We start from the raw sequence: 26,264 nt of genomic DNA on the forward strand, positions 1-26,264 counted from the left end.
GAAGGGAGAGCATTAATTCATGAAATTCGGACATTTTGACGACGTTCGCAAAGAATATGTCATCAGCACCCCGCAGACCCCGTATCCTTGGATCAACTATTTGGGCAACGAGCAATTTTTTGGTCTGATCTCCAATACGGCCGGCGGCTATACCTTTTACCGCGACGCCCGCCTGCGCCGGCTGACGCGTTACCGTTACAACAATATCCCGCTGGACACCGGCGGACGTTACTACTATCTCCGCGATCATGATACGCAGGATTTCTGGACGCCGGGCTGGATGCCGGTGAAGCGAGATCTGGACTTTTACGAGTGCCGCCACGGTCTCGGCTATACCTCGATTACGGGCGAGCGCGGCGGCGTCTCCGTGACTCAACTGGCCTTCATTCCGCTCGGCTACAACGGTGAAGTTCATCGCTTGACCGTCAAAAATACGAGCGCGGCGGCCAAAACGGTCTCCCTCTTCTCTTTTGCCGAATTCTGCCTGTGGAACGCCCAGGACGACATGACAAACTTCCAGCGTAATCTCAGCACCGGCGAAGTGGAAGTGAAGGACTCCGTCATTTATCACAAAACCGAATACCGCGAACGCAGAAACCACTACGCGTTCTATTCCGTCAACCGGGCCATCGACGGGTTCGACACGGACCGCGAATCGTTCGTCGGTCTTTATAACGGCCTTCATGAACCGCAAGCGGTCGTCCAGGGCAAAGCGAACAATTCCGTAGCCAGCGGCTGGTCTCCGATCGGTTCCCACGAAGTGAAGCTGAACCTGGCGCCGGGCGAGGAGCAAAGCCTTGTCTTTATTTTGGGCTATGTGGAAGTGCCGGAGGAAGACAAATGGGAAGCGCCTAGCGTCATCAATAAAAAACCGGCGCTCGCCATGATCGAGAAATTCGCCACGGATGCCGACGTGGATCGCGCGATGGAAGAGCTTGCCGCCTATTGGAATGGACTGCTCTCCAAATATCAAATCAACAGCGGCGATGATAAGTTGAACCGGATGGTCAATATTTGGAATCCGTACCAGTGCATGGTGACGTTCAACATGTCCCGCTCCGCCTCCTATTTCGAATCCGGCATCGGCCGCGGCATGGGCTTCCGGGATTCGAACCAGGACCTGCTCGGCTTCGTACACCAAATTCCGGAACGCGCCAGAGAGCGGATTCTCGATATCGCCGCCACGCAGTTTGAGGACGGCAGCGCTTATCACCAATACCAGCCGTTGACCAAGAAAGGCAACAACGAAGTGGGCAGCGGATTTAACGACGACCCGCTCTGGCTCATTCTCGGAACGGCGGCTTACATTAAAGAGACCGGAGACGTTAGCATTCTGGATGAACAGGTGCCGTTTGACAGCAATCCGAACAACACGGCAACCCTGTTCGAGCACTTGAAGCGTTCCTATTATCATGTCATCCATAACCTCGGGCCTCACGGCTTGCCGCTGATCGGCCGGGCGGACTGGAACGACTGCCTGAATCTGAACTGCTTCTCCAAAGAGCCGGGCGAATCGTTCCAGACGACGGAGAACATCGCCGGACGCACGGCGGAATCGGTATTTATCGCCGGATTGTTTGTGTTTGTCAGCCCGGATTTTGCGGAAATCTGCCGGATGCGCGGCCTGGAAGACGAAGCTTCCGCAGCGGTGGCCCATATGGAAAAAATGCGCTCCGTTACGCTGGAACACGGCTTTGACGGCGAATGGTTCCTGCGCGCTTATGACCACTACGGCCAAAAAATCGGCAGCAAAGAGAACGAGGAAGGCCAAATCTTTATCGAGCCGCAAGGGATCTGCGTTATGGCCGGTATCGGTGTGGAGGAAGGACTTGCCGACCAGGCGATGACCTCCGTGAAGGAAAGGCTCGACACCAAATACGGCATCGTGCTGCAGCAGCCTCCTTACTCCAAGTACTACTTGAACCTGGGCGAAATCTCCACATATCCGCCAGGGTATAAGGAAAACGCCGGCATTTTCTGCCACAACAACCCGTGGATCATGATCGCGGAAACCGTGCTTGGCCACGGGGACAGAGCGTTTGAAGTTTATTCGAAGATCGCTCCGGCTTATCTGGAGGACATCAGCGAAATCCACCGGATGGAGCCGTATGTATATTCGCAGATGATCGCCGGTAAAGACGCGGTTCGTCACGGGGAGGCGAAGAACTCCTGGCTGACGGGAACCGCCGCTTGGAACTATGTGGCGATTACTCAGGCGATCCTGGGCATCCAGCCGGACTTCCGCGGCCTGAAGGTTGAGCCTTGCATCCCTGCCGCATGGGATGAGTTCGAGATTACCCGCGTATTCCGCGGCGACATCTTTGTGATCAAAGTGCTGAATCCGGGCCGCGTTTCTAAAGGCGTCAAGAGCATGACGGTCGACGGTCAAGCGGTGGAAGGCAACATTATCGCTCCGATCGGCGACGGCGGCGTGCACCAGGTTGAAGTGGTCTTAGGCTAACTAAAAAAACAGGGAAGGGGATTTTCTCCCCTTCCCTGTTTTTTTACCACATATCACGCGGGCACGCATTATTGTTCTGCCTCACGTTTATGTAAGATTCAAATACTCTTTTATACCATCGACAATAGCTTGGGCCGCCTTGTATTGCATATCCTCGGAAAACATCGCTTCCTCATCCGACGGGTTGCTTAGAAACCCGACCTCCAAAAGAACCGCAGCCATATGGGTCTCTCTAATGACCTGATAATTACCGTCCTTGACTCCTCGGTCTTTTAAACCCATGGCTTCCACCAACCGCTTATGAATAGATTCGGCTAATTGTTTGCTGCTGCTCCGCTTATAATAAAATGTTTCCGTTCCGGTCGTTTGCGGTGAGGAGGGCACACTATTGCCATGAATCGAGACAAAGACATCGGCATTTCCTTCATTGGCCAACGCCACGCGCTCTGAACGGGTAGGATAAACATCGCTTTCACGAGTCATTACGAGATGAATCCCGGGCTCCCGTAAAAGTAACTCCTGGACTTTCAAGGCTAACGGTAAAGTAAATTCCTTTTCGGCTCTCTTGCTGTAGCTGGTTGTCCCCGGATCGCTGCCGCCATGTCCCGCGTCAATCACTACCGTTTTCATTCCCGGTTCGGCAACAGGATTTTGAGGATTAACAGGGTCAGCAGGATCTAGAGGATCGGTAGTATTCTCCGGATGGTTTAAATTAACGATTAGGTTGCCTTCATTAAATTCATAGTTAAGCGGCATGTTTTGATCCTCGTTTAACTCAACAACGATCCGGACTTGCTTTGGATCTTGATTAAACAGTGAATATCTAATGTCTGCTATCTGTGAATTTCCGCTTACGTCCAATCTCCCGTTTAGGCCGGCATCCACTGACTGGAACGTATCCGCAAATGCGGTATTCGGCAAATCGATTACGATCCTTTTAGGGTCCGGCAGCGAAAATAGGCTTGGAGTAACTTGCCCGTTCATGGAAATAACAAGCTGATTATCGTTAAATTGGATTTCGTTTATATATGTTAATGAGTCATCGGTATGATCTTTGGGCGGAATAACATTTTCTTCTTTACTTGCAAGATATACTGTCTTGTCGGCATTATTCCAATTTACCTCGAGCCCCATTTGTTCACTGACGAAACGAATCGGAACTAAAACTGTATTCTTTTGCACCAGGGGTGCGGTATTTAGCAAAACTTGCTTATTGGTGACTTTAGCTTCTTTTTGACCCACTTTTAAAGAGATCGTATTCGAATTATTTTCAATTTTAACGTTTTGCGTCTTTTGCTCCCACTTTACATTAAATTGTAAATTTTCAGCCACGACTCTTATGGGGATCATCACGTTATTATTTATACTGGCAACTTCCACGCCTTCTGGAAGAACTATTTCCTGGCCATCCAGTACGATTTTTGATGAAGCGGCTTTTGCATGAATTTCATACGGGAAGAGAACGATTAAGAAAATCAAACTTAAAAAATATAAAAAAAATGCCTTTTTCATTTTCACACCTCTATTAATCGTCGCAATCTATGATTTTGTTATGGCTTTTATTTGGCCACAAAGGTCTGCCCCCCCTTGCTAAGTAGTGTAATCAACAAATTGTCATCATGGATATTTCTACATGAATATATACCTTCCCTTCTAAAACTACATTATTTTGCAAAATTTGTTTTGCTTCTAATCGATTATTGCAGTCTGAGGCCCACAGACATCCGAATCTGTATTAAGCCCCCGGCTATCAAGGTGCCGAGCGCATTTCCAAATCCAAAAGATGCAAATCTGCAGGTATTTAGGACGATCCACGGGGCTATGCGAAAAAGGTTGTCTGATGGGACGCTAGATAAAAGACCTATCCTCATTTCATAGTCGGTGATATAATCAATGGTAGATATATCCTATTTTTCAAGGGAGGCATCATACTTATGACATGGTTCAACGGACTTCCTCTATCCAAAAAAATCTCCGCCGCCTGCTATATGGTGGCCGCCATGTTTGCCGTGCCTACGCTGGTTTTGTTTGTGGTCGTCGGGAAACTGCTGGCGGGAATTATTTTGATCATTGTATTGGGAGCGCTTACTTACCCGCTTACCGTTTACGTTCAGAAGTCTTTGACCGGCTCTTTCGACGACATTTCAAACGCGTCCGCCAAAATCGCCAAAGGGGATTTCACCGTTCGGATCATGGAAACCGGGGGCATGGAAGAACTGAACCGCGCCTTCAACAACATGGCCGACAAACTGCGTAAAATTCTGCAAGAAACCTCGGAAATCACCCGGAAAGTGATGGATTCCAGCAGGTCGATCGCCGACCGGAACCAGGAGCTCATCCGCGTCATGACCCAGGTGACCCAATCGTCGAACGAGCTCGCGCTCGGGGCCAACGAAATCTCCGAGGATGTCACCGGAATGAAAGGTTCGATCGGTGAAATCGAGCTTAAAGTGAGTAATTATGCCGGTTCTACGCGAGAGATGAACCAGCGCTCCATGGAGATGCTGAATCTCGTGGAGCGGGGGCAGGAGTCGGTAGCACAGCAGGCCGAGGGGATGCGGCGCAATATTGAAGCGACCAACCGCGTGGCCGAGTCCATCGAGGCGTTGGCTCAAAATGCCCGGGGGATCACGAAGATTACGAGTACGATCTCGGAAATCGCGGAGCAAACCAACCTTCTCTCCCTGAATGCTTCGATCGAGGCAGCGCGGGCGGGCGAACACGGTGCCGGCTTTGCCGTAGTCGCGCATGAGGTCCGCAAGCTGGCCGAGGAGTCCACCGCTTCCACCAAAGAGGTGTTTAGCCTCGTCCGCAGCATTGAGCAGGATGTTGTGCGGGCCGGACAAAATATCAAAATCAATGAAGACGTCGTACGCAAGCAGAATGAGATGATCCGGGAAGCGGAACGCGTCTTTCAGCAAATCGTAGATAGTGTTCAATATATTTCGGAGCAAATTTCCGTCTTCTCCCAGGAAAGCGAAGCGATGCTGGAAGGCGCCCAGCATATTTCGTCGGCCATCCAGAATATTTCAGCGATCACGCAGCAGTCGGCGGCCGGAACCGAGCAGGTTTCCGCTTCTATGAATGAACAGATTACGTCGATTCAGGCGATGGCCGATGAAGCCGAAGAAATGAAGAACGCGGTATTCCAGTTGCAAAAGACGATACATATCTTCAAATTCTAAAATGACTTAAACCGCCGTCTATTTTTGAGACACGGCGGTCTTTTTTTTGGTATATTGGGATAATCAAATCGATAGAACGTATTGAAAGGAGACAACCGTTTCATGTCAACGCCATGGGAAGAATTTTACCGCGGACATAAATCGTCATTCATAGCCATGGCCTATCGGTTAACGGGTTCATGGGCAGAAGCGGAGGATATCGTCCAGGACACCTTTACTTCCTTGATGGAAACCCCCACTTCATTTGAACATGTGCGGAATCCGCTGCCTTACTTTCGGCAAGCCGTCGTCAATCGCAGTTTGAATGTGCTGAAGTCCCCGCGGTTTTCCCGCGAAACATATCCGGGGACATGGCTTCCCGAGCCGCTTTTTCAAATCTCCTCCGGAATGGATGATTCCGTGCTCTGCGAGGAGCAGGTTTCATATGCCTTTTTGGTTATGTTGGAGCGGCTTTCCCCTGAAGAGCGGGCCGTGGTTGTTCTGCGGGAGTCATTCGCAGTGGATTATCAGGAAATAGCATCCATCCTGAACAAAACCGAGGCCGCCTGCCGAAAACTGCTGAGCCGGGCCCGGAAAAAACTGAACCTTAGCGGGCTGGACGAAGCGCAGGTTCCGGGGGACCGGGTTTCCAAATGGGTTCAGGCTTTTCTTCAAGCCTCCCGGCAAGGGGAGTTCTCCCCCCTGCTGGCGATGATACGCGAGGATGCCGTCCTTTGGAGCGATGGCGGCGGAAAAGTGCGGTCGGCGCTGCGTCCGATCTATACCCGGAAACGGATTATGGCCTTTTGGAACGGCATTTTGCGTAAAGGAGCTTTATCCGGCAATTTGGTGCCGGTACTCTTAAACGGAGACTGGGGACTACTCCTTTATCAAGAAGGCCAACCCGTCAAAGCCATCGCTTTTGAAGGGGATGCCGACGGGCGAATCCAGAATATGTATTTGGTTACCAACCCGGATAAATTAGCGCTGGCTCCTCCTCTTTCCCTGCTTGTGTCTCATTAATTTTACGGTCCGGTCACAAAATCCCTTCCTTCTTTGTCTTATCTTTGTAAATCATAAACAGACCATTGGGAGGGATTTGCCATGAAAATGAGACTGAACCATTACGCTGTGAATCCGGAGGTTTACCGGGCCATGACTCAATTGGAGAATCGCGTCAAGGAAAGCGGATTGGACCGGGTTGCGTATGAACTGATCAAAATTCGAGCTTCGCAAATCAACGGCTGCGCTTTTTGCCTCAACATGCACACCGAGGAACTGCGGAAGATGGGCGAATCCGAACAGCGGATCGCTTTAATCAGCGTCTGGAAGGAGTCCCCGTGCTACAGCGACCGGGAAAAAGCCGTGCTGGAACTGACCGAAGCTGTTACCCTCATCTCCAAGGAGGGTGTGCCGGAGGAACTGTATCAACGCGTGCGGAGTTTTTACAGCGAGAAGGAATACGTCGATCTGATTTTTGCCATCAACCTGATCAATGCCTGGAATCGCATCGCCATTTCCACGGGGATGTTTCCCGGGTGCATGGACAAATAATGCCGCTGTTCTCCCCGTACAACAAGAAAGCCTGGAGCCACGCTCCAGGCTTTCTGTGTATTATGATCACACCAAAACTAAAGATTATTGTACGGCTGTCAAACGCACCCACATGCTCGAAAAATCACCATGCAGAGAAGATACCGGTATGCCCGCGTGCATCATACGATCCCCGCCGAACACCTCTCCGCTTGGCTCTAACCGGTAGTTTTTGACCGGATCCAGCCCCTCCAGCTTTACGCTGCGCAGCGGCGCATTCGGTTCCGCCAACACGCGGAAGTAGAACAGCAGCGCCTCTTCCCGATCACCGCTCACAAACATCCAGGAAGTGTCATTGCCCTCAAACGGGCTGCGCAAGCGGTAGAGGTCGCCTTGCTGCACCAGGCCGCGGATTTGCTTGTAGAATTCGATCTGGCGTTTTGCCGTTTCCTTCTCTTCTTGCGTGAACTTGGTCAGGTCCAGTTCGTAGCCGAAATTTCCGGACATAGCGACATCCCCGCGGAAGGCAAGTGAAGTGATCCGATCCACCTGGTGATTCGGAACGGCGGAGACATGCGCCCCCATCGTGGAGACCGGATACACCAGGCTCGTACCGTACTGGATTTTTAACCGCTCCACGCCATCGGTATCGTCGCTGGTCCAAGTTTGCGGCATATAGTAAAGCATGCCCGGATCAAACCGGCCGCCGCCGCCGGAGCAGCTTTCAAACAAGATACCCGGAAACTCGCTCGTCAGACGTTCCATAAGGTCATAGAGGCCGAGGATATAACGGTGGGCAATTTCTTTCTGCCGTTCGGCCGGAACTTGCGCGGAGCCGATTTCCGTCATATTGCGGTTCATATCCCATTTGACGTACGAAATCGGGACGTTTCGGAAAATATCGCTAAGCCGCTCGTACAGATAGTTCCGGACATCCTCCCGGGACATATCGAGCACGAGCTGGTCCCGCGCTTCCGTCCGGCGGCGGTTCGGCACATGCAGGCACCAGTCCGGGTGGCTCCGGTACAGATCGCTGTCCGGAGAAACCATTTCCGGCTCGACCCACAGGCCGAATTGCAGACCGGTCGCTTCAACCCGGCGGGCCAAATCCTCCAGACCGCCCGGCAGCTTGCGGCGGTCCTCAAACCAGTCGCCGAGCGAGCTGTTATCCTTGTCGCGGCGGCCGAACCAGCCGTCATCCAGCACGAACAGCTCGATCCCGAGCTCACTGCCCGATTTTGCGATGGCCTCGATTTTGTCGGCGTTGAAATCGAAGTAGGTCGCCTCCCAGTTGTTGACCAGAATCGGCCGCACTTGATCGCGGTGCTGTCCGCGGCAGAGCCGGGTCCGGTACAACCGATGGTATGTCCGCGACATGCCGCCCAGGCCTTCGTCGGAATATACCATTACCACTTCCGGGGTCTGGAAGCGGTCTCCCGGCTCAAGCCGCCAGCCGAAATCGAACGGATTGATGCCGATTTGCAGCCGTGTCGTCCCAAACTGCTCGACTTCGGCTTCCGCCACAAAATTGCCGCTGTATACGAGGCTGAACCCGTATACGTCGCCTTGACGCTCATTGGCATCCGGACGAAGCAGGGCGATAAACGGATTTTGCTGGTGGGAGCTCGATCCTCTGCGGCTGCTGATCCCCGTGACTCCGGGAGCCAACTTCCGCCGTTGAATATGGCGTTCGCGGGCCCAGGCACCGGACAGATACAAGGCGTCGTAGTCGCTGTCGGCAAAATCGAGGGACGCGCTCAAAACGCGTTCCAATTCCACCGTGTTAGGGCCCGCGTTCGCGATGTTCACCGAACGGATAATGGCGGTAAAATCGGAGAATACCGTATAGAACAAGGTCACCGTTAGCCCGGAAACCGCATCGCTCAGTTCGAGTTCCAATGTCTCGGCTTCGGAATCTCCTTCCGTATAAACGGCGGGCAATCCCGCGAGAGCCGGCTTTCCGGAAACGATCCGGTGCGAACTGTAATTCAATTCCGTAATCCGGGTACCGTCGGCCAATTTCACTTGATAGGCCGGACTGCGGAAATCGCTGGTCCCGTATCCGGGGTATTCCTGCGGCAGCGTGTCAAGGGAAATTCTTTTATCCTCCGGAATCGGGTTTGGAGAGAAAGACGCCCTCTCCGTAAGCTGCACCAGGTTCGACAAATTAGCGTCGTTGCGCAGCTTGGGCCCGTAATATACATGAGCCGGATAGCCACGCACCAATTGGATCAAATAGCTGGAATTTTGCGATTGCAGATGGAACAGACCCTGAACTTTATCAAAGAAAATGGGCATAGTAAAATCCTCCTGATTGGTTATGATATCTGGATTAGCACTTACCTCATTCTACTATGATATCCAGGAGGAGTAACGTTAATAAAGTGATCTGATACATGGATTTTTGTGTCTTTTTTTGTCACACCACATTTTCCTTGTCCCCGCCAACCTGCCCATCGGGAGCCGGCCTGGAAAAGACATAATATCGGTTTTTGCCTAAACGTTTGGCATGGTACATCGCCCGGTCCGCTTCTTCCAGCATCCGGGCCCGGTCCACTTTGGAAGCATGGCACAGGCTAATCCCTATACTGCCCGTTACGGACATATCCCGCTCTTGAATGTGATAGGGCCTGCTGATTTTGCTTAAAATTAAGCCTGCGAGAATCTCAACCTGGTTCGGGTCGCGATTTTTCATAATGAACAAGAATTCGTCTCCGCCCATCCGAAAAGCGAGCAAATTTTTATTCGTCACCTGCTGCAAATCCTCGCTGACCTCCTTGAGCAATTGGTCGCCCGCATTATGACCGTAAGAATCGTTAATCTCTTTAAACCGGTCTAAATCCAGACTTAGCAGGGCCAGATTGTCCTTGCCTTTAAAGGTCGACCAAAAATGTTCGAATCCGTTCCGGTTTAACAACCCGGTCACCGGATCCCGATACGCCAGCTCCCTCAGCGTATTTCTCTCCGCCAAAAGGGTACGGATATAAAAAATTCCAGCGAGCAGTACTATAAAGACAAAACCATAAAGAATATAGTGCAGGTTTATTTCGGATAAATTCATTGTCATCACCTATACATCCCCATTTCTGCCTTACTTGTTGTCTGCCGCTGTTTGGGGACTTGGAATTTCACGGTCGTCCCCCGGTGGGGGACGCTGGAAATCTGTAAACCCTGCCCGTAAATTTGCTTCAACCGGCGATCCGTATTGATCAGCCCGACCCCGCCAGGAGGTGTAAGTGTTCCGACCAACAACTGCTTCATTGTTTCCTCCCCGATGCCCACCCCGTCGTCCGATACCGCGAATTCCCATTCGGCCTGGCATTCCGCAATCCGAATGGTTACCGTGCCGCCGCTGGCCCGGGCAAGTATACCGTGCCGAACCGCATTTTCAACCAACGTTTGAAGGGAGAGAGGCGGTATTTCCGCTTCCACCGAGGCGGGAATCTGCCAATCTATATTGAGCCGCTCCCCGAAGCGTTCTTTTTCAATATATAAGTAAGAATGGAGAAGTTCAAGTTCATGCGCCAACGGTACGACACGCTCCAAATTTTTCAAGTCGAAGCTCTTCCGCAAATAATTGCCGAATTCCTCGAGCAGAATGACCATTCTTGCGGGATCGCTTTCGCTGAGGGAAGCGATGGAATTTAACGTATTGAACAGAAAATGCGGCTGAATTTGAGCTTGGAGCCATGCGGCTTCCATCTGGAGCCGTTCATGGATCGAGTGCTTGAGCTCAACCAAAGCCCGCACTCTCGCTTTCAACTCCATCGCCCCTACCGGCTTGGCGACATAGTCGTTAGCCCCGGAAGAAAAGCCCGTGAACACATCTTCCGGCCGGCTCCGGGCCGTTAACAGCAATACGGGCAGTTCGGAGATGGAGTAATGGAAGCGGATTTTCCGGGTAAGCTCATAGCCGGACATCTGCGGCATCATAACATCGGCAATCACCAGATCCCATTCACGCAGCTCCAGTTGTTTAAGAGCGTCTTCTCCGTTTGTGACGACAACGACATGGTATTGCTCCTGAGCCAGCATGTCCTCTAAAATCTTCAGATTAATGGGGTCGTCGTCCACCGCCAAAATATGCGGCCGATCCTCCGCTAACCCTTGAGAATCAAGCGCGGTTTCTTCAATGACGGGGTCCTCGATTTGTAACGGAGACGTTTCAATTATCCCAACCGCACTCGCGGCCGCCTCCAGATACGACGGGGGCGACAGAGCCTCCTTGTGCTGTAGATCCACCGGGATTGTAAATGTAAATACAGACCCTTGACCGGGGACCGACTGAGCGGTGAGCGTACCGCCATGTAGCTCAACCAACTGCCTGCAAATGCTGAGCCCCAGCCCGATCCCGCCTCCGGTCGCCGTGATCCCCGAATCTCCTTGTTCATAAGGCTCAAAGATCCTTTCCAGGGTTTCCCGATCCATCCCCATTCCCGTATCCTTCACATGAATGCAGACGGTCTCCTCTTTGATCTCGGCTTCCACGGTCACCTTTCCTTCACGAGTATATTTTATGGCGTTATGCACCAGATTGAACAAAATTTGAACCAGACGATTCTCATCGGCAATGACGTTAGGGAACGGGGTTTGAAATCTCTGTTCCAAGGCCACCGGCTTGCCTTCGGTTAAGTAACGCACCATATCGAACACCCCGGCCACTATGCCCTCCAAATTGACGCTCTGTTTTTGCAGCCGAACGTCTCGGTTCCGCAGAAGCGTAGCGTCCAGCAAATCGTTCAGCAGCAAAGACATCCGCTGGCCGACGGTGACGAGCAGTTGCAGTTTGTCCCGGTGCTGAGGCCGAAGACGGCTCCCTTCCTCATCCAGGACCGTCTGCGCCATATTGATCATGCCGTGAAGCGGATTGCGCAGTTCATGAGACGTATTGGCCAGAAAGTCATCCTTTTGCTTGTCCGCCTTAAGCAGTTGTTCCGCCAGCTTTCCGGCACGGATCGAAGTTTGGCTGAACCGGATAAACCAAAAGGAAGCAAAGCTGAGAAACGCAATGACAAGGTCTACCGGATAGTAGGGCATATCCTGCCAAAACCGAGCTTTGACAACTCCACCGATCAAAATATTCATCGACAGGGCCGTTGCCGCCAGGAGGAAGGAAAACGCCGTCTTCTCCCCGCTGCGGATCACATTTACAATCGTCATTGTCACGAGAAGGCTCATACCTACGTTGAGCGCGAGCAGCAGGAGCCGGAAGTAGGTAACATACTCCACCGGCAGGCACAACGTGATAAGCATACTGACCATACCCAGAGCTGTAAGAGCGCGAATCGGTGTTTTTAATTTGCGTTCCTCCAGCAAAGACCTTGTGCACAAGGTGATAAATAAGGCCAGAGCCATATAAATCACGAGCCTTAATTTCACGGACCACACGACATCCAGCTGCAGCCAAGCGATCAGCATCCGATCGTCCTCCGACAGCACGGACAGAACCGCAAAAACGTTCATTACGGCAAAATAAACCAGCCCTTTTCCGCGATACCCCATCATTAGCAGAATCAAGGCGCAAAGGCCGTGCAGCAGCATCACAATCGTGACGATGATTTGCATCGTTTTGGTGAAAAATTCCTCCCGGGTTATGGCCTCCGCCATTCCGAACTTGATGGACTGGTTGATGCCGCCCTTCCCCGAGTACTCGTGATTCGAAACGTGAATCACGATATCCAGATAAGGCCTGTCCGATTTGAACAGCACGGAGTACGGGATATTGCTCGATTGGCTGTCCGGGGCGCTTTCGCCCGGGTTCCCGGCCTGCTTCAGCAACTTTCCGTTGACGAACAGTTTGGACGCCGTATCGATGCTGTAGATGCGCATACCGTACAATAACTCACTGTCTTTAAGAAGTACGCGCAAATGATAAGTGGCAAATTTATGTTTACGGTAGAGTTCGGACTGATTGACCCAATTCGCCGGGACATGAATGAATTGTTGATCCAACCTGCCCTCCGACTTCAAGAACGTTTCCGGCTCCACGAAGACCCCGGGATAAAACTCCCACTCTCCATTTAACGTAATCACCTGGTTATCGGAGAAATTCCATTCCCGCAAATTCTGGATTCCATGCTCCGCTTGCGGATGCTCCGGAATCATCCGGAATTGGAACCATAATAACCGAAGGCCCAGAAGGAGCAAAATAAAGAGGAGCAAATACAGAAGCATCTTTCGCTTGGAGTTCAGCTTGAGAGGTGCGAGCGGCAATCGGTTCCATTCCTTTCGAAGTGTACCCCTAGGACTCGATTCTGGCTTGAATGATCAGCCGATGCGTTGGATTCTTTAAGGGGTGACAAGTAATCAGGGTGAGGATTTTATCTTGGCCATTTCCTTCAAGCACGGACAAATCCGTAGGTTCAACTACCGAAGTATCATAGACGGTATATTCATAGGTCCCGTCCATCGTGCTTATCCTGATCTTATCTCCAATCTCCACTTCATTCAAGCGGTTAAAAAGTCTCCCCTTGGTTCGGGCACGGTGGGCGGCCACCGCCGCATTGCCGACTTGACCAAAAGGCACCGTCTCCATCATATGCGCAGCCGCGTGTTTCATGTTTTTCTGGGTCGCCCCCTCAAGCACGGGAAGCTTTAAATCAATCTTTTCAATTTCGATCGTCGCCAGAGTCCCCTCCTTCACAGTTTCCTTGGCCACAGGGGGCGGAGCTTCTTCTTCCCCGTGATCTTGTTCAAGCAGCCGGGACACTCGTTCATATCCTGCCGCCAGTTCGGAGTTCGGACCTCCGGTGTCCCTTAACCTCTGGAGTGCTTCCGCTTCCTGAAGCAGCTTCTTCTCCTCCCGATTGGCATTCCATTCTATGGCGTAAGGAGCCGCAATCAGAATCAACCCCGCAATGATGAGCAAGTAAGGCCACTTTCGCATCGGTTTTGTCCACCTTTGACTATGTTGTTGAAATCAGCTTAACGCACCCGGCTCTACAATTTCTCAACGAAAAAAGAAGGAATACCGGGTCAAGAGCCGGCCGTTCCTTCTTTCCAGTATTCCAGCGTATCCTCGGCCAGTTCTCCCAATCGCCACAGCGAGAAGCTGTTTATGCCTTCTTCCCGAGCCGTTTGTACCCAGCTGTTAAGGGTCATCCGGTCGGCAAACCATACGGTATGCTGCTCCCCATCCTTCGAGCGGTATTCAAAGTGCAGACTGCCGCTGTCTTTGTCCCTCTGCAGAGAGGCCCCTTCCGCTTGCGCCAGCTCCTTCGCTTTCTTCTCGGTCACGGCCGTCACTTCTCCGGACGCCGACCAGTCGAAGCCGCCGGCGGCAAGCGCGATGACCGGCTTTCCGGGAAGGCTTTTCAGTTTGCCGGACACCTTACGGATGAATGCGAGGTCTGCTTTGGGCCCGGGACCGCTATGGCTTCCAAATAAGTTATAAGCCATCATGACATATTCGGGCCCTTCCGGAAGCGTCACAGATTCAACCGGAGCTTTCGGCTCCAGCACGATGCGAAGTGTTTTCCCTTGCGCCTTCAGCTGTTCGTAGAGCTCTTCATAAAAAAGGCTGACGGACGTCCAGTCTTCCTTGTTGATCTTTTCGTAATCGATTTCCACCCGATTCAATCCATGTTCTTCAAGAGTATCGATGATTTGCCTGATATGTCGGCCGCGGCTTTCCTCGGTAGCCACCAGGCGGGTGACCAGGTCCGCATCCTTTTGCGCCGAGCTCCCGTCCGTCCGGACGATGTCGTTAACGAGGGTTAATCCGATCTCGGCGGCGGGTTCGGCACGGAGCTCGGTTATTCGGGACAGCGCCTTTTTCATATCCTCGCTGAAGTATAACGCGTCCGTTTCATCAAAATAAGCGGCAAACAACTGCAGCCCTTGCGGGGGGCCGCCCGCCAGCTTTTGCGCTTCCTCCATACCGGCATCCAACTGCCAATCGACGAGCCAGGCGGAAAATTCCGCCCGGTCCGCCGGAATGGGGTCCGGCTTGTCGCGGCCGGTCTCTCCCCGCAGAGAGAACCAGACGGCGGCGGCTCCGACCAACAGCAGCGCTCCGGCTCCCGCCAGGGCGATTCGCGTTCCTCTGCCTGCAGGCATTAGCCCACCTCCACTTGCGTTGATGTAATCAACCTAGAATGTTTCGATCGCCCAGTCAACAGCGGCGTTTACCGCCGCTTTTACGCGGTCAGCCGCCCCTTGCCAGCCATGGGGGGCATTGCTGAACAGAACCTGGTCACCCGCTGTAATCTCCATATTTTCAAACCGGGCATCGTAGATATTTTCCTTCTTATTCTTCTCGTTGTATTCCGCTTCGACAGCCACCGTACCGGATCGTATGGAATCATCGATCTGCCGCTTGTCCAGCATCGCCTCGTCGTCCACCCGCACAGTCAAGGAACCGCCGTCCAGCGAAATGTCGACCTGCCGCTCGTCATTGATATTGATCGGATGGGCATCGTCATCCTTATTCACTCCGGCCGAGGTCTGCTCATACGTATAGACGGAAGCCTTGTCAAAGCTCAGATCTTCGGATGACCAGGAGACGGCGTCCAGCTTGCGCGCAAGCAAGACTTCAGGATCGGCACCGGATTTCTTCTGTTCCACTTGAAGGGTGTTGTTGTCCAAAGTGACCCGGATATAAGAATCTTTCGCACGGTCATACCGGACATAAATGCTCTGCTTGCCCACCACATTTCCGGTCACTTTGGCGGAAAAGTGCAAATTCCCGCTCTTTGCCGGTTCCTTTAATTCGAGCCATCCGCTTCTTCCCGGCGGGGAGGTCAGAATCAGCTCATGATCTTTAAACTGCGCCGCCCCATCCTTGACGTTCCACTGTCCGGCATCCTCCTCATTTCCGGTTATGAACGGCAGCGCTTCGCCCGTATCCTCCCGCAGCCTCATTAAAAGATGGTTCGTCGACCAATAAGGTGCGGGCTGAAGCCGGGTCAGATTGAGAATATCGGCACTTTTGGAATTATAAGCCTCACCCTCCCGGTTGAAATGAATCTGGAACAGTTGACGGATATTTTCCTGGTTGGCCTCCGTCACCAGACGGTTCATTCCTTCGCCGAGCGCGTTGGCATGCATGATCATATAGACCGAAGGCACATAACCCATCTGTTTCGTATATATTCCTTGGATATTCTCATAATCGGCGCTGATCCGCGCATTCATCTCATCCCGGTTCTCGGCCGGGATCATATTCTCGTCCCGAATAAAGTCCATTAAATAGTGGTTATAGTACGCCACATTGGACTTATCCCGCAGTTCATTCTCGTTCTTCATCCCGATAAAACGGCCATCATTATCGAACACATTAATGTAGCTGAGACGGTACCCGTTCGTCCCCATTTCCCAAAAACCGGTCTTCTCCATCTTCTTCATTTCTTCCGGCTGGACGAATTTCCGCTCTTTATTGTCTCCCAGCTTGTCGGCATAGGAAAAAAATGTCGCCTTAAAATTATACTTCTCCAGCATCGGACGGGCAAACAAACTCGAATCATTTCTCCCGTCTTCGAAGGACAGGAACAGCGCCTTGTCCGGAAGCGGTTTGCCTTTCGTATAAAAGTTCATGATATCCTGCTGCGATATCGTCTGATAGCCCAAATCGTGCAGCACCCGAAGCTGCTCGTCCAGGTCGCTTTTGTCCACCAATTTGGAGGTCCCGGAACGCCCCACACCGAAATAGGACAGGGCGATAAACCCGCCCTGCTGCTGCCATTTCGCCCGGTCGGGCTCCTGATAAGTCTCTACATCAAACACAGCATGAAACAAAACGACCCCCAACAAGACCAATATGACGGACTGGATCAACGTTTTGACCAGCTTCTTCGTGTTTTTTCTGCGTACATCCAGGGCAGAACCTTGTTTTTTCTTTACCATGTCTGCCATCCTCACTTGACTCGGTTTTTATTTTTAAGTTTCCGTGCTTCTTTCTTCTTCCTGGCCTCTATGTCCTGCGGCGTTTCCCGCGTTCCCCAAGTGGACTTCCAGAAGGTCACCCAAGCTACAGGCATCTGCCAGAGCAAGATGAACTCATAAAAGACACAGAAGACGAAGCCGAATACCCAAAGCCGGCTCTTCCGGAACATCAGGTGCGCCAAACTCATCAGCAAAGCCATCATCAATAACCCCAACAGGAAGGTCGTGGGGAAAACGCGGTAAACCGCCGGTACGTAAACGAGGTTATACAGCACAACAACCGGCGCGGCGATCGGCACGATTAAACCTATGTAGAAAAATAAGGCCATAAAAGGCTCCTTCCGCCAAATAAACGTCGCGGCCCGGAGCGATTCGCGAAGCCAGGAACGTTTCCACCGCATTTGCTGCTTCAGAAATACGTCCATCTTCGAAGGAACGATCGTGGAGCAGATCGCGGAATCCTGGTATGCCGTCCGATGCGTTTTCAATATAAAGTTGGTCATGCTCCGGTCATCCCCGAAGGTTGCGGGCTGTCCAAGAAACTTCTGATTCAGCCAGGCCTCGGCATGCTGCTGAATGAGATCCTTCCGGTAGCATGACAAAGGACCGGAAAGACAGGTGACGCTGTCAAACCAGGATTCCGCCGCCTTCATTATGCGAAATGCGATATAATAGCGAACCGTCTGAAGCTTGGTGACGGTGTTCGTGTATTTGTTCTCCACATCCGTCCGCCCTGCCACGCCGCCCATATTCGGGTCTTGAAAAGGCTGGACCAGATGCCGGATCGCCGTAGGTTCCAGGAAACTGTCCGAATCAACGAAGACGACGAGATCATGTTGGGCCAACTCGACCCCTTTGACCAGCGCCTCCCGCTTTCCGCCGTTCTTCTCCAGAACGGTGTACTTCAGCCGATCCCTGGTAGCAAAGCGCTCCGCCTCGTTATGAATCAACTCCACGGTTTGTCGAATATGGCTCACCGAACCGTCCGTGGAACGATCATCCACCACAATCACCTCCAGCTTGTCCACCGGATAGTCCTGATTGATACAGCTCATGATCGTCCTGCTGATCCATTCTTCTTCGTTAAAGCAAGGGATGATGATAGAAACGCCCGGCGTATAGTCGGGATTGATCGGGACATCGCGGTAAAAGGCGCCGAATAAATAGCGGGTCAGCAAAAAAGCCGCCGCAATCAAGCTGTATAAATAAAGCACCAGGTTGTAGCGGAAGTAAATGACACTCTCCACGCGCATCAGCATAATAAACAAGACGGCTACAAAAAGGATCGCGCTCGCGGAGTAGACGGAATATCCCCAACGTTTTCTTTGAAAGTAAGCAGTCAGAGGCTTGGAAAATTCCACGGCCAACATGAGCTTGGCTTCCTGCCCGTCCTCACGTGTAAAACGGCGTACAACCTTAGCGTCAATGGTAACGGCGGATTCAAACCCCTCCGGCATCGTTCCGGGAGGAATACGGAAGCGGGCGCTCACCCGGTTTCCTTCCATCAAGTCCGCATCTTTCCCCAGTTCGATCAAGAGACCCGTTGCCGAGATATCGACCGCCCTGCCCCGGGTTCCCTCTTTTTTCCGCTTGCCCTCCGGCACGAGCAGTACTTCAAAGTCGGCCATATATCGCAAACTTAACATCCGCAGCTTGTTGATATACTCCGGATCAACATCTCCGTCCCCGGATCCCGCCAATTGCGAGCCTCTTCGGTCCGCGCTCTTGCGGACCTGTTCCGGATCGGGAACATACGAAAGCGTCCGCCGGTCCGTTCGAGTCATTGTTAATTTTTCTTCTTTATTTTCTTTTTTCTTAATGATCACTTGAGAAAACCCCAATCGCTATATTACAGGCTCCAGTAATGGAAGCCTTTGTGTTTGAACACGTTTTTGTCATAAATCCCTTTAATATCGATCATTGCCTTGGGCTGGTCGTCGCTGCACATGCTGTCGATTTCCATCGGACCCATTGAGGCAAAACAATCATGCGCCACAGCCACAACGACTATATTGAGTTCCTTCAGCGCCTCGGCTCCCGATAGCTCCACGCCATACTCCTCACACGCTTCCGCGGGGTCGACCAGCGGATCGAAGACAAGCGGTTCGACGCCGTACTCCTGAAGCTCCCGGATGATATCGATGACTTTGGAGTTGCGGATATCCCGGCAATTTTCTTTGAAGGCCAGCCCTAAAATGCCTACCTTCGTCCGGCTCAGATCCAGGCGTTCCCGAACCATCATTTTAATGATGTTTAATGCGATATATTTCCCCATGCCGTCATTGACATGTCGGCCGGCCAAAATGATTTTGGAATGATATCCGCTGTCTTCCGCCTTATACGTTAAATAATACGGATCGATTCCGATGCAATGTCCTCCGACCAGACCCGGACGGAAATTCAGGAAGTTCCATTTGGTCCCCGCCGCCCGCAGCACGGCATTCGTGTCGATATCCATCTCGTGAAACAGCATGGACAGTTCGTTCATAAAGGCGATATTGATATCGCGCTGGGCATTTTCAATGACTTTGGCCGCCTCGGCGACCTTGATCGTTTCGGCCCGGTGTACCCCGGCCTCAATGATCAGTTCGTACAACTTCGCAACGGTGCCCAGCGCCTCTTCGTCGCTGCCCGAAACGATCTTCACGATATTCTCCAGGCGGTGAACCGGGTCGCCCGGATTAATCCGTTCGGGTGAGTAGCCGACCTTGAAATCGGTGCCGCAGCGGAGACCCGATTGCGATTCGAGCACCGGCACGCAAACTTCCTCCGTCACTCCGGGATAGACCGTTGACTCGAAAACGACGAGCGATCCGGGCCTCATCTTTCCGGCGACCAGCGCGCTGGCCTTCTTCACGAACTGCAGGTCGGGGACGTTCCCGCTCTTGACCGGCGTCGGCACCGCCACAATGAAGCATCGCACCCCGTCAAGATCGGCCGGATCGGACGTAAATTTCACGCGGCAGTCGGATATGGCCTCGTCCCCCAGATCCCCCGTGACATCGATTCCCCGCTGATAACTCGCCACTTTGGCGACATTGACATCGAAGCCGATCACCTCGGCTTTTTTGGAAAAAGCGACCGCGATCGGAAGGCCGACATACCCGAGGCCGATGACCGCGATTTTTTCACGCCGATCGACGATATTTTCATATAGTCCAGTGTTCATATTCTTACTTCCCCGCTGTCCTAATTTTTTTGTTCCTTGATCAAATCCGCCATTTTCACAAACGTATAGCCTTTGCCTTCCAGACTGTCGATCAACCTTGGCAGAGCTTCAATCGTATGAATGTCATCCAGCATATGAAGCAGGATCACGCTGCCCGGCTTCGTCTGCGTTAAGGCGCCGTTCACGATATCGTCGGCGCTGTTGGAGGCATCCCAGTCGAGCATCGTCACATCGTACATCGCGATGTCCGGATAGCCTACCGCCGCGATCGCTTTGGCTCTTTCGTCGTCGACTACACCGGTAGGCGGGCGGAAGAGCATAACCGGCTGCTCTTGAATCGCGTCGGTGATCACCTGGTGCGCCTTGACAATATCCTTCTGCAGTTCTTCGGCCGTCAGGGAAGTGACCACCGGGTGGCTGTAGGAATGGTTGGCGACATCATGCCCTTCCTCCACCATCGCCCTGGCCAGATTCGGGTTGGTTTCTACGCCTTTTGCCCGCAGGAAGAACGTAGCGTGCACGCCCTTCTCGGCCAGGATGTCGAGAATTTTCGTGACGGTTTTGTCGCTCCCCCAATCGTCGAAGGTGAGGGCTATATGTTTCTTGGGAGTGTCCACCTGGTAGATGAGACGATAGTCCGCCTTTTGGTACTCGGGGTTGATGCGCGCCGCATCGTAACCCGGAATCTGCTCGAGCGGCTTTCGTACGCCGCCGCCGCTGACGAGCTTGTCCAGCGTAACCAGCTTATATCCGACCTCGTCCGCCGCCGCGGCGATAAAGGGAATCGACGCGATCACTTCCGGATTAATGTCGGTGTTCAATGAGATAATGCCGCCCCGGTGGATATATTTTTTCACATAGTCGCCAATCTCCTTGGCGCTCTTCATATCCCGGTCCTTCGGGTTGATATTGTAGCTGACCACCGCCTTCATGCCGAGCTGGGCCGCCACCAAAGGCAGATCCGCGGGATAGTCCCCCGAGCGGGTGCGCACATATTTCGGGCGCGTTCCGGTTTTCTCTTCGATCACGTCGCTGGCCAGCTTGACCTCTTTGTAGATTTGCTGGTAGTTCAGCTTGTTCATGTCCAACTGGTTTAATGTGTTGTTCTCAATCTCATGCCCGCCGGCCAAGATCGCCGCGGCAATATCAGGTTCCTCCGCAACCCGTATGCCGGGAAGAAAAAAGGTCGCCTTCACCTTGTATTTGTCCAACTGAGCCAGCAGTTTCGTCATTGTGTCTCTATCCCCCATCCCGTTAAACGTCAGGGATAATTCCTTCTTGGCCGTGTATACAAAAGGGAGTTCCAGACTCTTTCCGCCGGTATACTTCTCGACAACCTCCGTCGGCTTCACGACAGGCTGATCCGAACCCTTTCCGGTCTCCGCCGAACATCCCGCCAACAGAATGAAGAAGGCCGAGATCATCACTCCCGCTTTGCGCAGCGGCCGTTTCATTACTTCCATCTTTCCTTAGCTCCTTTAAAAATCGTAAATAAACATAGTATAATAGGAATTTCCTCACAGCACCAAGATTATTTTTCTAGTAAAATAGCCCCACTATTACAATACCTCATTCTTCTTTACAATTTCTATACAAACTAAGAGAATTTTCGGGCAAAAGAAAAGCGCTCCCCAGGAGAGGAAAGGTCTCCTTTGGGGAACGCTCGGTGTCAAACTACTTTTTGAGTGCCATTCTTCTCTTAAGCAACAAGCCTAGAGCAATCAAGGAAACCCCGGCCAATTGCACCGGCAAAGCGCTCTCTTCACCGGTTTTCGGCAGCACTTTCACGCCACTGCCTTTCTGACCGGCATCAACTCCGGCTTCACCGCCTGAATTTCCTAATGAGCTATTTTTGCCGTCTTGCTTCGTATCCTGATCAGGTTTTTGATCCGGCCCGGTGGTATCTCCGGCAGAACCGTTACCTGTGCCTGGAGCCTCCGTATTTCCTTGATCATTATTGTTTCCTCCGTCCCCATCTTCCGCAGGAGGGGTTGAAGGATCATTCGGCTTATTCGGTTGCGAAGGGGTTTGCGGTTGGCTGGATCCGCCTTTGTTTCCGGATTTTCCGCCACCGCGGTTTCCGTTATTGCCGCCAGAGTTTCCTGGGTTTCCGGGAACCTGCGGCTTTTTGACGTTGGGAATAGGGAGTATGAATTTGCCGTCCACCAGCTCGGTGCTCGAACCGATCGTTACGGGACGCTCGGTCGCATCGAGCAGATAGCCCGCCGGTGCCGCCGTTTCCTTAAGGATATACTCCCCGTATCGAAGATTCGGGAACACCGCCACACCATAAGTATCCGTTGTCACCGTCAACGGGTCCCTCAGCTTTGCGGCATCCTGGAGTACGAAGGTCGCTCCGGCCAGCTTCTTGGAAACATCGTCCTTGTCGACCTTGACGATTTCCAGTGAAGCGACAGGGTCAGGCTGTTTTTCATTCTCCACCGTTAACGTCACGATGGATTCCTTGTCGATGGCGATTTTACGCTCCGTGGGGTCCAGTACATAACCTGCAGGAGCCTCGATCTCTTTCAGGGTGTAATCCCCAAAGGTAAGTCCGTTAATCCGTGCACGCCCTGTTTCATCCGTCGTCAAGACAATCGGGTCTTTTTGCTTACCCGCATCCTGCAATTGGAATTTGGCCCCTGCCAGTCTTTTCGAGGTATCCTCTTGGGCCACTTTCTGGATTTCCAAACCGCCGAGCGGAATGTATGGGATTTTTTCGTTAGGTACCGGGAGCACTTTCACGCCGCCTGTGCTTTGCACCTCTTTATCGATTTTCACCGTTAGAGGAGCCGTCAGCGGTTCATAGCCCGCCGGCGCTTGAAGCTCGGTCAGCGTATAGGTGTCGTAAAGCAGCTTGGTGAACGTAATTTTCCCGTCCGCTCCGGTTTCTTTTACTCCGATCGATTCGCCCTTGCTGTTTTTCAGCTCAAACTTGGCGCCGGGCAATACCGTGTCCGGTCTGTCCTTGTCCACTTTCGTGATTTCCAGACCGCCGCGAACGCCAGAGCCGGTACCGGAACCGGAGGATAAGCGAATTTCAATCTCCTTCCCCGTTTCCCGCGTACCTACCGATACACCGTCTCCCGTAAAGTTCACTTGGTTCGTGATCTTTTCTTTGTCGACGGATACGGCGATTTCCGACTGATATTTCAGGATATAGGCCGTTTCGATGGCCTTGGGAAGAATCACTTCGAAGCTCTTCAATTCACCCGAATCATCGGTGTGAAGCACAACATCATAGTCCTTGCCTTTTTCCTGAAGCTTAGCGGCCGAAACGTTGCCATTTGCATCCACTTTACCTTCGTACAGCTCGAAAGTTTCCGGCTTCACGATTTGATTGGCACTTGGCGTATCGATGATTTTCGGATTCTCGACGTAGGATTGACCTTCGTTGATTTTGATTTGCCAAAAGATTTTGTCGGCGTCTTTGCCGGCGCCGCGTTCACCGGTCTTGCTGACATATACTTCGCCGTGCGGGATTGTTACGGTATGGCCCCAATTCCATTTTGCTCCGCCTTCCCCGCTCAATGCAGCGACGTTCGGTATTTTGTCCGCCACCAATGTGTTATCAAGCTTCGTTTGGAAGGTAATCCAGTAGGGTTCATGGATGTTTCCAAAATCGAGCTGAATCTGGCCGTTGGTGGTATCAACCTTTTTATTAGTGAGATCGACTTCCGAACGTTGCAAAGGATCGCCGTTTTCCTGAACAGACATTTGGTAGACTTTTAGTGAATCCTCGACCAAAGTTTGATTTTCCAGCAGAGGATCCTTAAAGATCGCACTATCTACTTTGAACCCATTGTAATTGGCATAGATTGTCCAGGTTAATTTCTTGGTTTGAGGATCATAGCTGCCTGTCTTGGCACCGTTGTTCTTGGTATAGGGGTTAGGATCAAAAGAATCACTCAAAGTTTGATAATCAGCTGTCTTTTCCGCCCAGTCTAATTTAGCATTGTTCCCGAACTCCGATTTACTAGGATCAAACGCAGTCTTATAAGTGATCACGTATTCTTCGGAGAACTCTCCCGAGAAGCTTAGCTTAAAACCCTGATCAACTGCTATACTACTATCCAAGCTATGGGGTATTACATTTCCGGATTTAGAGGTTACCTTAAGTTCACTTGGAATCAAGGTCAATCCTCCACCTGTGAAGTTGTCATCGATAACTAGGTCCGTCATTTTCTGAAGGTCACTGTTAACAACGATTTTCCAGGTAAGTTCCTTGGTAGCATAATTTGTAGCGGACTTTACAAGGCTCTTAGTTCCGATCCCGCTGCTAAAGGTTTGAGATGCGGACTTCTTGGTTTCTTCCCCTTTGTATGTCGTGGATACTACATTCGTGACCTTAACATTATCGTATACCCTTGATTTGTATTTAGTCTTGTATTTAATCGTGTACCCTGAATTTATGCCTGAATTGAATTTCAATTTGAAACCGTTTTGGCCCGGAGCCAGATCATCGGGTTTTGTTACTTCAAATTTGCTTTTGTCCACTTCCCCGGCTCCAACCTGAGTAACGATGAGGTCTCCAACCAAATCCATGGTGTCAGGAAATCGGTCCACAATAAACGCCTCGGCCTCAATGATAGGTTTTTCCCCGTGATTATAATCAATCGTCCATTCCACCGTCTGATTGACCGGATCATAATTACCGGCTTTTTTTGTCACCAGTTCCTTACGTTGAATGGTAACATCATCGGAGGCACTCACAGTGGTAGAGTTGCTCTTTAACGTGGCTGTATTATTGAAATAGGTTTCTTTCTCATCGATCACGTCCGTTTTAAAGCGAATCCGGTATGCCGAAGTAACCTCAGCATCGTTAAATTTGATGCTAAAAGCGGAACCATCCGGTTCGGCTGCCACTGTGTAGCTCCCGTCCGCAGGGGAAACCTCGCTCCCTTCGCCCGGTGCCCGGTCAATGTTCAGGTTAAGTCCGTAAACCTTGATGCTGGTCTTATCCAACTTAAGTCCAGCAGGAATTTGATCCGAAATCTCAGGAGCGTTCAGTTTTTTAGCATCTGTGTTAACATCCAAGGTCCAATCAATATACTTTTCCCCAGTTGGCGTACCTTGCTTTACTAACGGCTTCCCGCCAAACGGCGCAAATTTAACCTTTGTTACCTGGTCCCCTCCACGTATCGGGAAGGTGATGGGTACTTCGATGCTTCCTTTAATCTCAGTCTTGCTGAATTCGGTGTGCATCTCCATGGTGCCCCGAACTTCCGAGTTATCCACCTGATCATTGAAGACCACCGTTACGTGACCGTTCGTTTCAACGGTAAACTCCCCAATGCTGCTGCCGTCATCAATGAACAGCGGCTGGGTAAACCCACTGTAAATTGTGAATTCCTTAGGGATGTCAAATTCAAACGATTGGCCGCCTGTATAGCCGTGTCCGTTCTCCAATGACCATTCATATTCAATTCGAACGGGATCCCCGGGCTTGGAAAATCCTTCACGGCTCGGATTGTACACCGCATCGATCACGGTGTTGTTTTGGTCCAGGAGCCTAACCTTGGTGATCATGCTCTCTTTGCCGACAGCCATCAACGAAACCGGTCCATAGACCGCATCCGTTACCGTTGCCGCATCCCCCGGAGGGAAAGCATTCGAATCCGCGCTGGCCGTCGGCATCCACGCTCCAAACACCGTTTGAAGCAGAAGAACCCAGGCCATCGCTATGGCAATCATTCTTTTCTTCATTGGGTTACTTACTCACCTTCTTTTTTATTTTTTTTTCAAGGATCAAACGAAGTTTGTTTTTCCTGACCCCTCCTATCAGGTTTGTTGTATAAAAAGTCACAATAAATATACTAGTTCCTGGTTCTGAACAAATTCTCTACAATACTCCACATATTTCTCAACAAGCTTCTCGACAAAAAAAGAGCGCCTTCCGGCACTCTTAAAACTTGCTCCTAGTATTGGAGACTGCTATTAGGTTCGTCTGCCGGCGGCCAGCCTTGTTTTAATAAGCCGCGCAGGAGGGTGCTGCTTATTTTGAAACTTGTCGCCTCGGTGTGGCGAGTTGGATCCGGCGTGCCCCATTTCCCTA

General features: G+C 51.7%; 15 protein-coding genes. 4 read left to right on the top strand and 11 right to left on the bottom strand.

Features of this window, described 5'->3' with window-relative positions; translation table 11 throughout:
• The first annotated feature begins 19 nt into the window (after nucleotides 1–19).
• Nucleotides 20–2,461 (top strand): glycoside hydrolase family 94 protein, encoded by a 2,442-nt coding sequence (locus tag V4U84_RS01700; protein ID WP_334073050.1) that lies wholly within the window; start codon nucleotides 20–22, stop codon nucleotides 2,459–2,461.
• Nucleotides 2,462–2,548: 87 nt separating this feature from the next.
• Here the strand turns inward: V4U84_RS01700 and V4U84_RS01705 are convergent, their stop codons facing one another.
• Complete coding sequence (locus tag V4U84_RS01705; RefSeq protein ID WP_334073051.1) at nucleotides 2,549–3,973, bottom strand: N-acetylmuramoyl-L-alanine amidase family protein; 1,425 nt, start codon at nucleotides 3,971–3,973, stop codon at nucleotides 2,549–2,551.
• Nucleotides 3,974–4,395: 422 nt separating this feature from the next.
• On the opposite strand from V4U84_RS01705, the gene V4U84_RS01710 reads away from it, so the two are divergent.
• From V4U84_RS01710 to V4U84_RS01720, 3 genes are all read left to right on the top strand, one after another.
• Nucleotides 4,396–5,646 carry a methyl-accepting chemotaxis protein gene (locus V4U84_RS01710; RefSeq protein ID WP_334073052.1) on the top strand — a complete coding sequence of 417 codons (1,251 nt, stop codon included), beginning with the start codon at nucleotides 4,396–4,398 and terminating at the stop codon, nucleotides 5,644–5,646.
• 102 nt (nucleotides 5,647–5,748) lie between these two features.
• Nucleotides 5,749–6,648, top strand: coding sequence for a sigma-70 family RNA polymerase sigma factor (locus V4U84_RS01715; protein WP_334073053.1), 900 nt, complete (start codon nucleotides 5,749–5,751; stop codon nucleotides 6,646–6,648).
• Between the two features lie 81 nt (nucleotides 6,649–6,729).
• Nucleotides 6,730–7,179 (top strand): carboxymuconolactone decarboxylase family protein, encoded by a 450-nt coding sequence (locus V4U84_RS01720; RefSeq protein WP_334073054.1) that lies wholly within the window; start codon nucleotides 6,730–6,732, stop codon nucleotides 7,177–7,179.
• Nucleotides 7,180–7,263: 84 nt separating this feature from the next.
• On the opposite strand, the gene V4U84_RS01725 is transcribed toward V4U84_RS01720, so the two are convergent.
• From V4U84_RS01725 to V4U84_RS01770, 10 genes are all read right to left on the bottom strand, one after another.
• A complete protein-coding gene (locus V4U84_RS01725; protein ID WP_334073055.1) occupies nucleotides 7,264–9,456 on the bottom strand; it encodes an alpha-galactosidase in 2,193 nt (730 codons plus the stop codon).
• 121 nt (nucleotides 9,457–9,577) lie between these two features.
• Complete coding sequence (locus V4U84_RS01730) at nucleotides 9,578–10,225, bottom strand: GGDEF domain-containing protein (protein WP_334073056.1); 648 nt, start codon at nucleotides 10,223–10,225, stop codon at nucleotides 9,578–9,580.
• A complete protein-coding gene (locus V4U84_RS01735; protein ID WP_334073057.1) occupies nucleotides 10,225–13,371 on the bottom strand; it encodes a hybrid sensor histidine kinase/response regulator in 3,147 nt (1,048 codons plus the stop codon). Before V4U84_RS01735 ends, V4U84_RS01730 begins: the two co-directional genes overlap by 1 nt.
• A gap of 28 nt (nucleotides 13,372–13,399) precedes the next feature.
• Nucleotides 13,400–14,044 carry a class D sortase gene (locus V4U84_RS01740; RefSeq protein ID WP_334073058.1) on the bottom strand — a complete coding sequence of 215 codons (645 nt, stop codon included), beginning with the start codon at nucleotides 14,042–14,044 and terminating at the stop codon, nucleotides 13,400–13,402.
• Between the two features lie 89 nt (nucleotides 14,045–14,133).
• Nucleotides 14,134–15,216: a glycosyl hydrolase family 18 protein gene (locus V4U84_RS01745; protein ID WP_334073059.1), complete on the bottom strand. Its 1,083-nt coding sequence runs from the start codon at nucleotides 15,214–15,216 to the stop codon at nucleotides 14,134–14,136.
• Between the two features lie 33 nt (nucleotides 15,217–15,249).
• Nucleotides 15,250–17,001 carry a polysaccharide deacetylase family protein gene (locus V4U84_RS01750; RefSeq protein ID WP_334073060.1) on the bottom strand — a complete coding sequence of 584 codons (1,752 nt, stop codon included), beginning with the start codon at nucleotides 16,999–17,001 and terminating at the stop codon, nucleotides 15,250–15,252.
• A gap of 11 nt (nucleotides 17,002–17,012) precedes the next feature.
• On the bottom strand, nucleotides 17,013–18,824 hold the full coding sequence (locus V4U84_RS01755) for a glycosyltransferase (RefSeq protein ID WP_334073061.1): 1,812 nt from the start codon (nucleotides 18,822–18,824) through the stop codon (nucleotides 17,013–17,015).
• 65 nt (nucleotides 18,825–18,889) lie between these two features.
• Nucleotides 18,890–20,209, bottom strand: a complete 1,320-nt coding sequence (locus tag V4U84_RS01760) for a nucleotide sugar dehydrogenase (protein ID WP_334073062.1) — start codon at nucleotides 20,207–20,209, stop codon at nucleotides 18,890–18,892.
• Between the two features lie 20 nt (nucleotides 20,210–20,229).
• Nucleotides 20,230–21,672, bottom strand: a complete 1,443-nt coding sequence (locus V4U84_RS01765; RefSeq protein ID WP_334073063.1) for a polysaccharide deacetylase family protein — start codon at nucleotides 21,670–21,672, stop codon at nucleotides 20,230–20,232.
• Nucleotides 21,673–21,883: 211 nt separating this feature from the next.
• Nucleotides 21,884–25,915 (bottom strand): collagen binding domain-containing protein, encoded by a 4,032-nt coding sequence (locus V4U84_RS01770; RefSeq protein WP_334076608.1) that lies wholly within the window; start codon nucleotides 25,913–25,915, stop codon nucleotides 21,884–21,886.
• Nucleotides 25,916–26,264: the final 349 nt, after the last annotated feature.

Source organism: Paenibacillus sanfengchensis, assembly GCF_036864765.1.
Taxonomy (GTDB): Bacteria; Bacillota; Bacilli; order Paenibacillales; family Paenibacillaceae; genus Fontibacillus; species Fontibacillus sanfengchensis.

Coding starts and splice junctions, on each gene's coding strand:
- V4U84_RS01700 (WP_334073050.1), top strand. CDS start 20: ATGAAATTCGGACATTTTGACGACGTTCGCAAAGAATATGTCATCAGC.
- V4U84_RS01705 (WP_334073051.1), bottom strand. CDS start 3,973: ATGAAAAAGGCATTTTTTTTATATTTTTTAAGTTTGATTTTCTTAATC.
- V4U84_RS01710 (WP_334073052.1), top strand. CDS start 4,396: ATGACATGGTTCAACGGACTTCCTCTATCCAAAAAAATCTCCGCCGCC.
- V4U84_RS01715 (WP_334073053.1), top strand. CDS start 5,749: ATGTCAACGCCATGGGAAGAATTTTACCGCGGACATAAATCGTCATTC.
- V4U84_RS01720 (WP_334073054.1), top strand. CDS start 6,730: ATGAAAATGAGACTGAACCATTACGCTGTGAATCCGGAGGTTTACCGG.
- V4U84_RS01725 (WP_334073055.1), bottom strand. CDS start 9,456: ATGCCCATTTTCTTTGATAAAGTTCAGGGTCTGTTCCATCTGCAATCG.
- V4U84_RS01730 (WP_334073056.1), bottom strand. CDS start 10,225: ATGACAATGAATTTATCCGAAATAAACCTGCACTATATTCTTTATGGT.
- V4U84_RS01740 (WP_334073058.1), bottom strand. CDS start 14,044: ATGCGAAAGTGGCCTTACTTGCTCATCATTGCGGGGTTGATTCTGATT.
- V4U84_RS01745 (WP_334073059.1), bottom strand. CDS start 15,216: ATGCCTGCAGGCAGAGGAACGCGAATCGCCCTGGCGGGAGCCGGAGCG.
- V4U84_RS01750 (WP_334073060.1), bottom strand. CDS start 17,001: ATGGTAAAGAAAAAACAAGGTTCTGCCCTGGATGTACGCAGAAAAAAC.
- V4U84_RS01755 (WP_334073061.1), bottom strand. CDS start 18,824: ATGACTCGAACGGACCGGCGGACGCTTTCGTATGTTCCCGATCCGGAA.
- V4U84_RS01760 (WP_334073062.1), bottom strand. CDS start 20,209: ATGAACACTGGACTATATGAAAATATCGTCGATCGGCGTGAAAAAATC.
- V4U84_RS01765 (WP_334073063.1), bottom strand. CDS start 21,672: ATGGAAGTAATGAAACGGCCGCTGCGCAAAGCGGGAGTGATGATCTCG.
- V4U84_RS01770 (WP_334076608.1), bottom strand. CDS start 25,915: ATGAAGAAAAGAATGATTGCCATAGCGATGGCCTGGGTTCTTCTGCTT.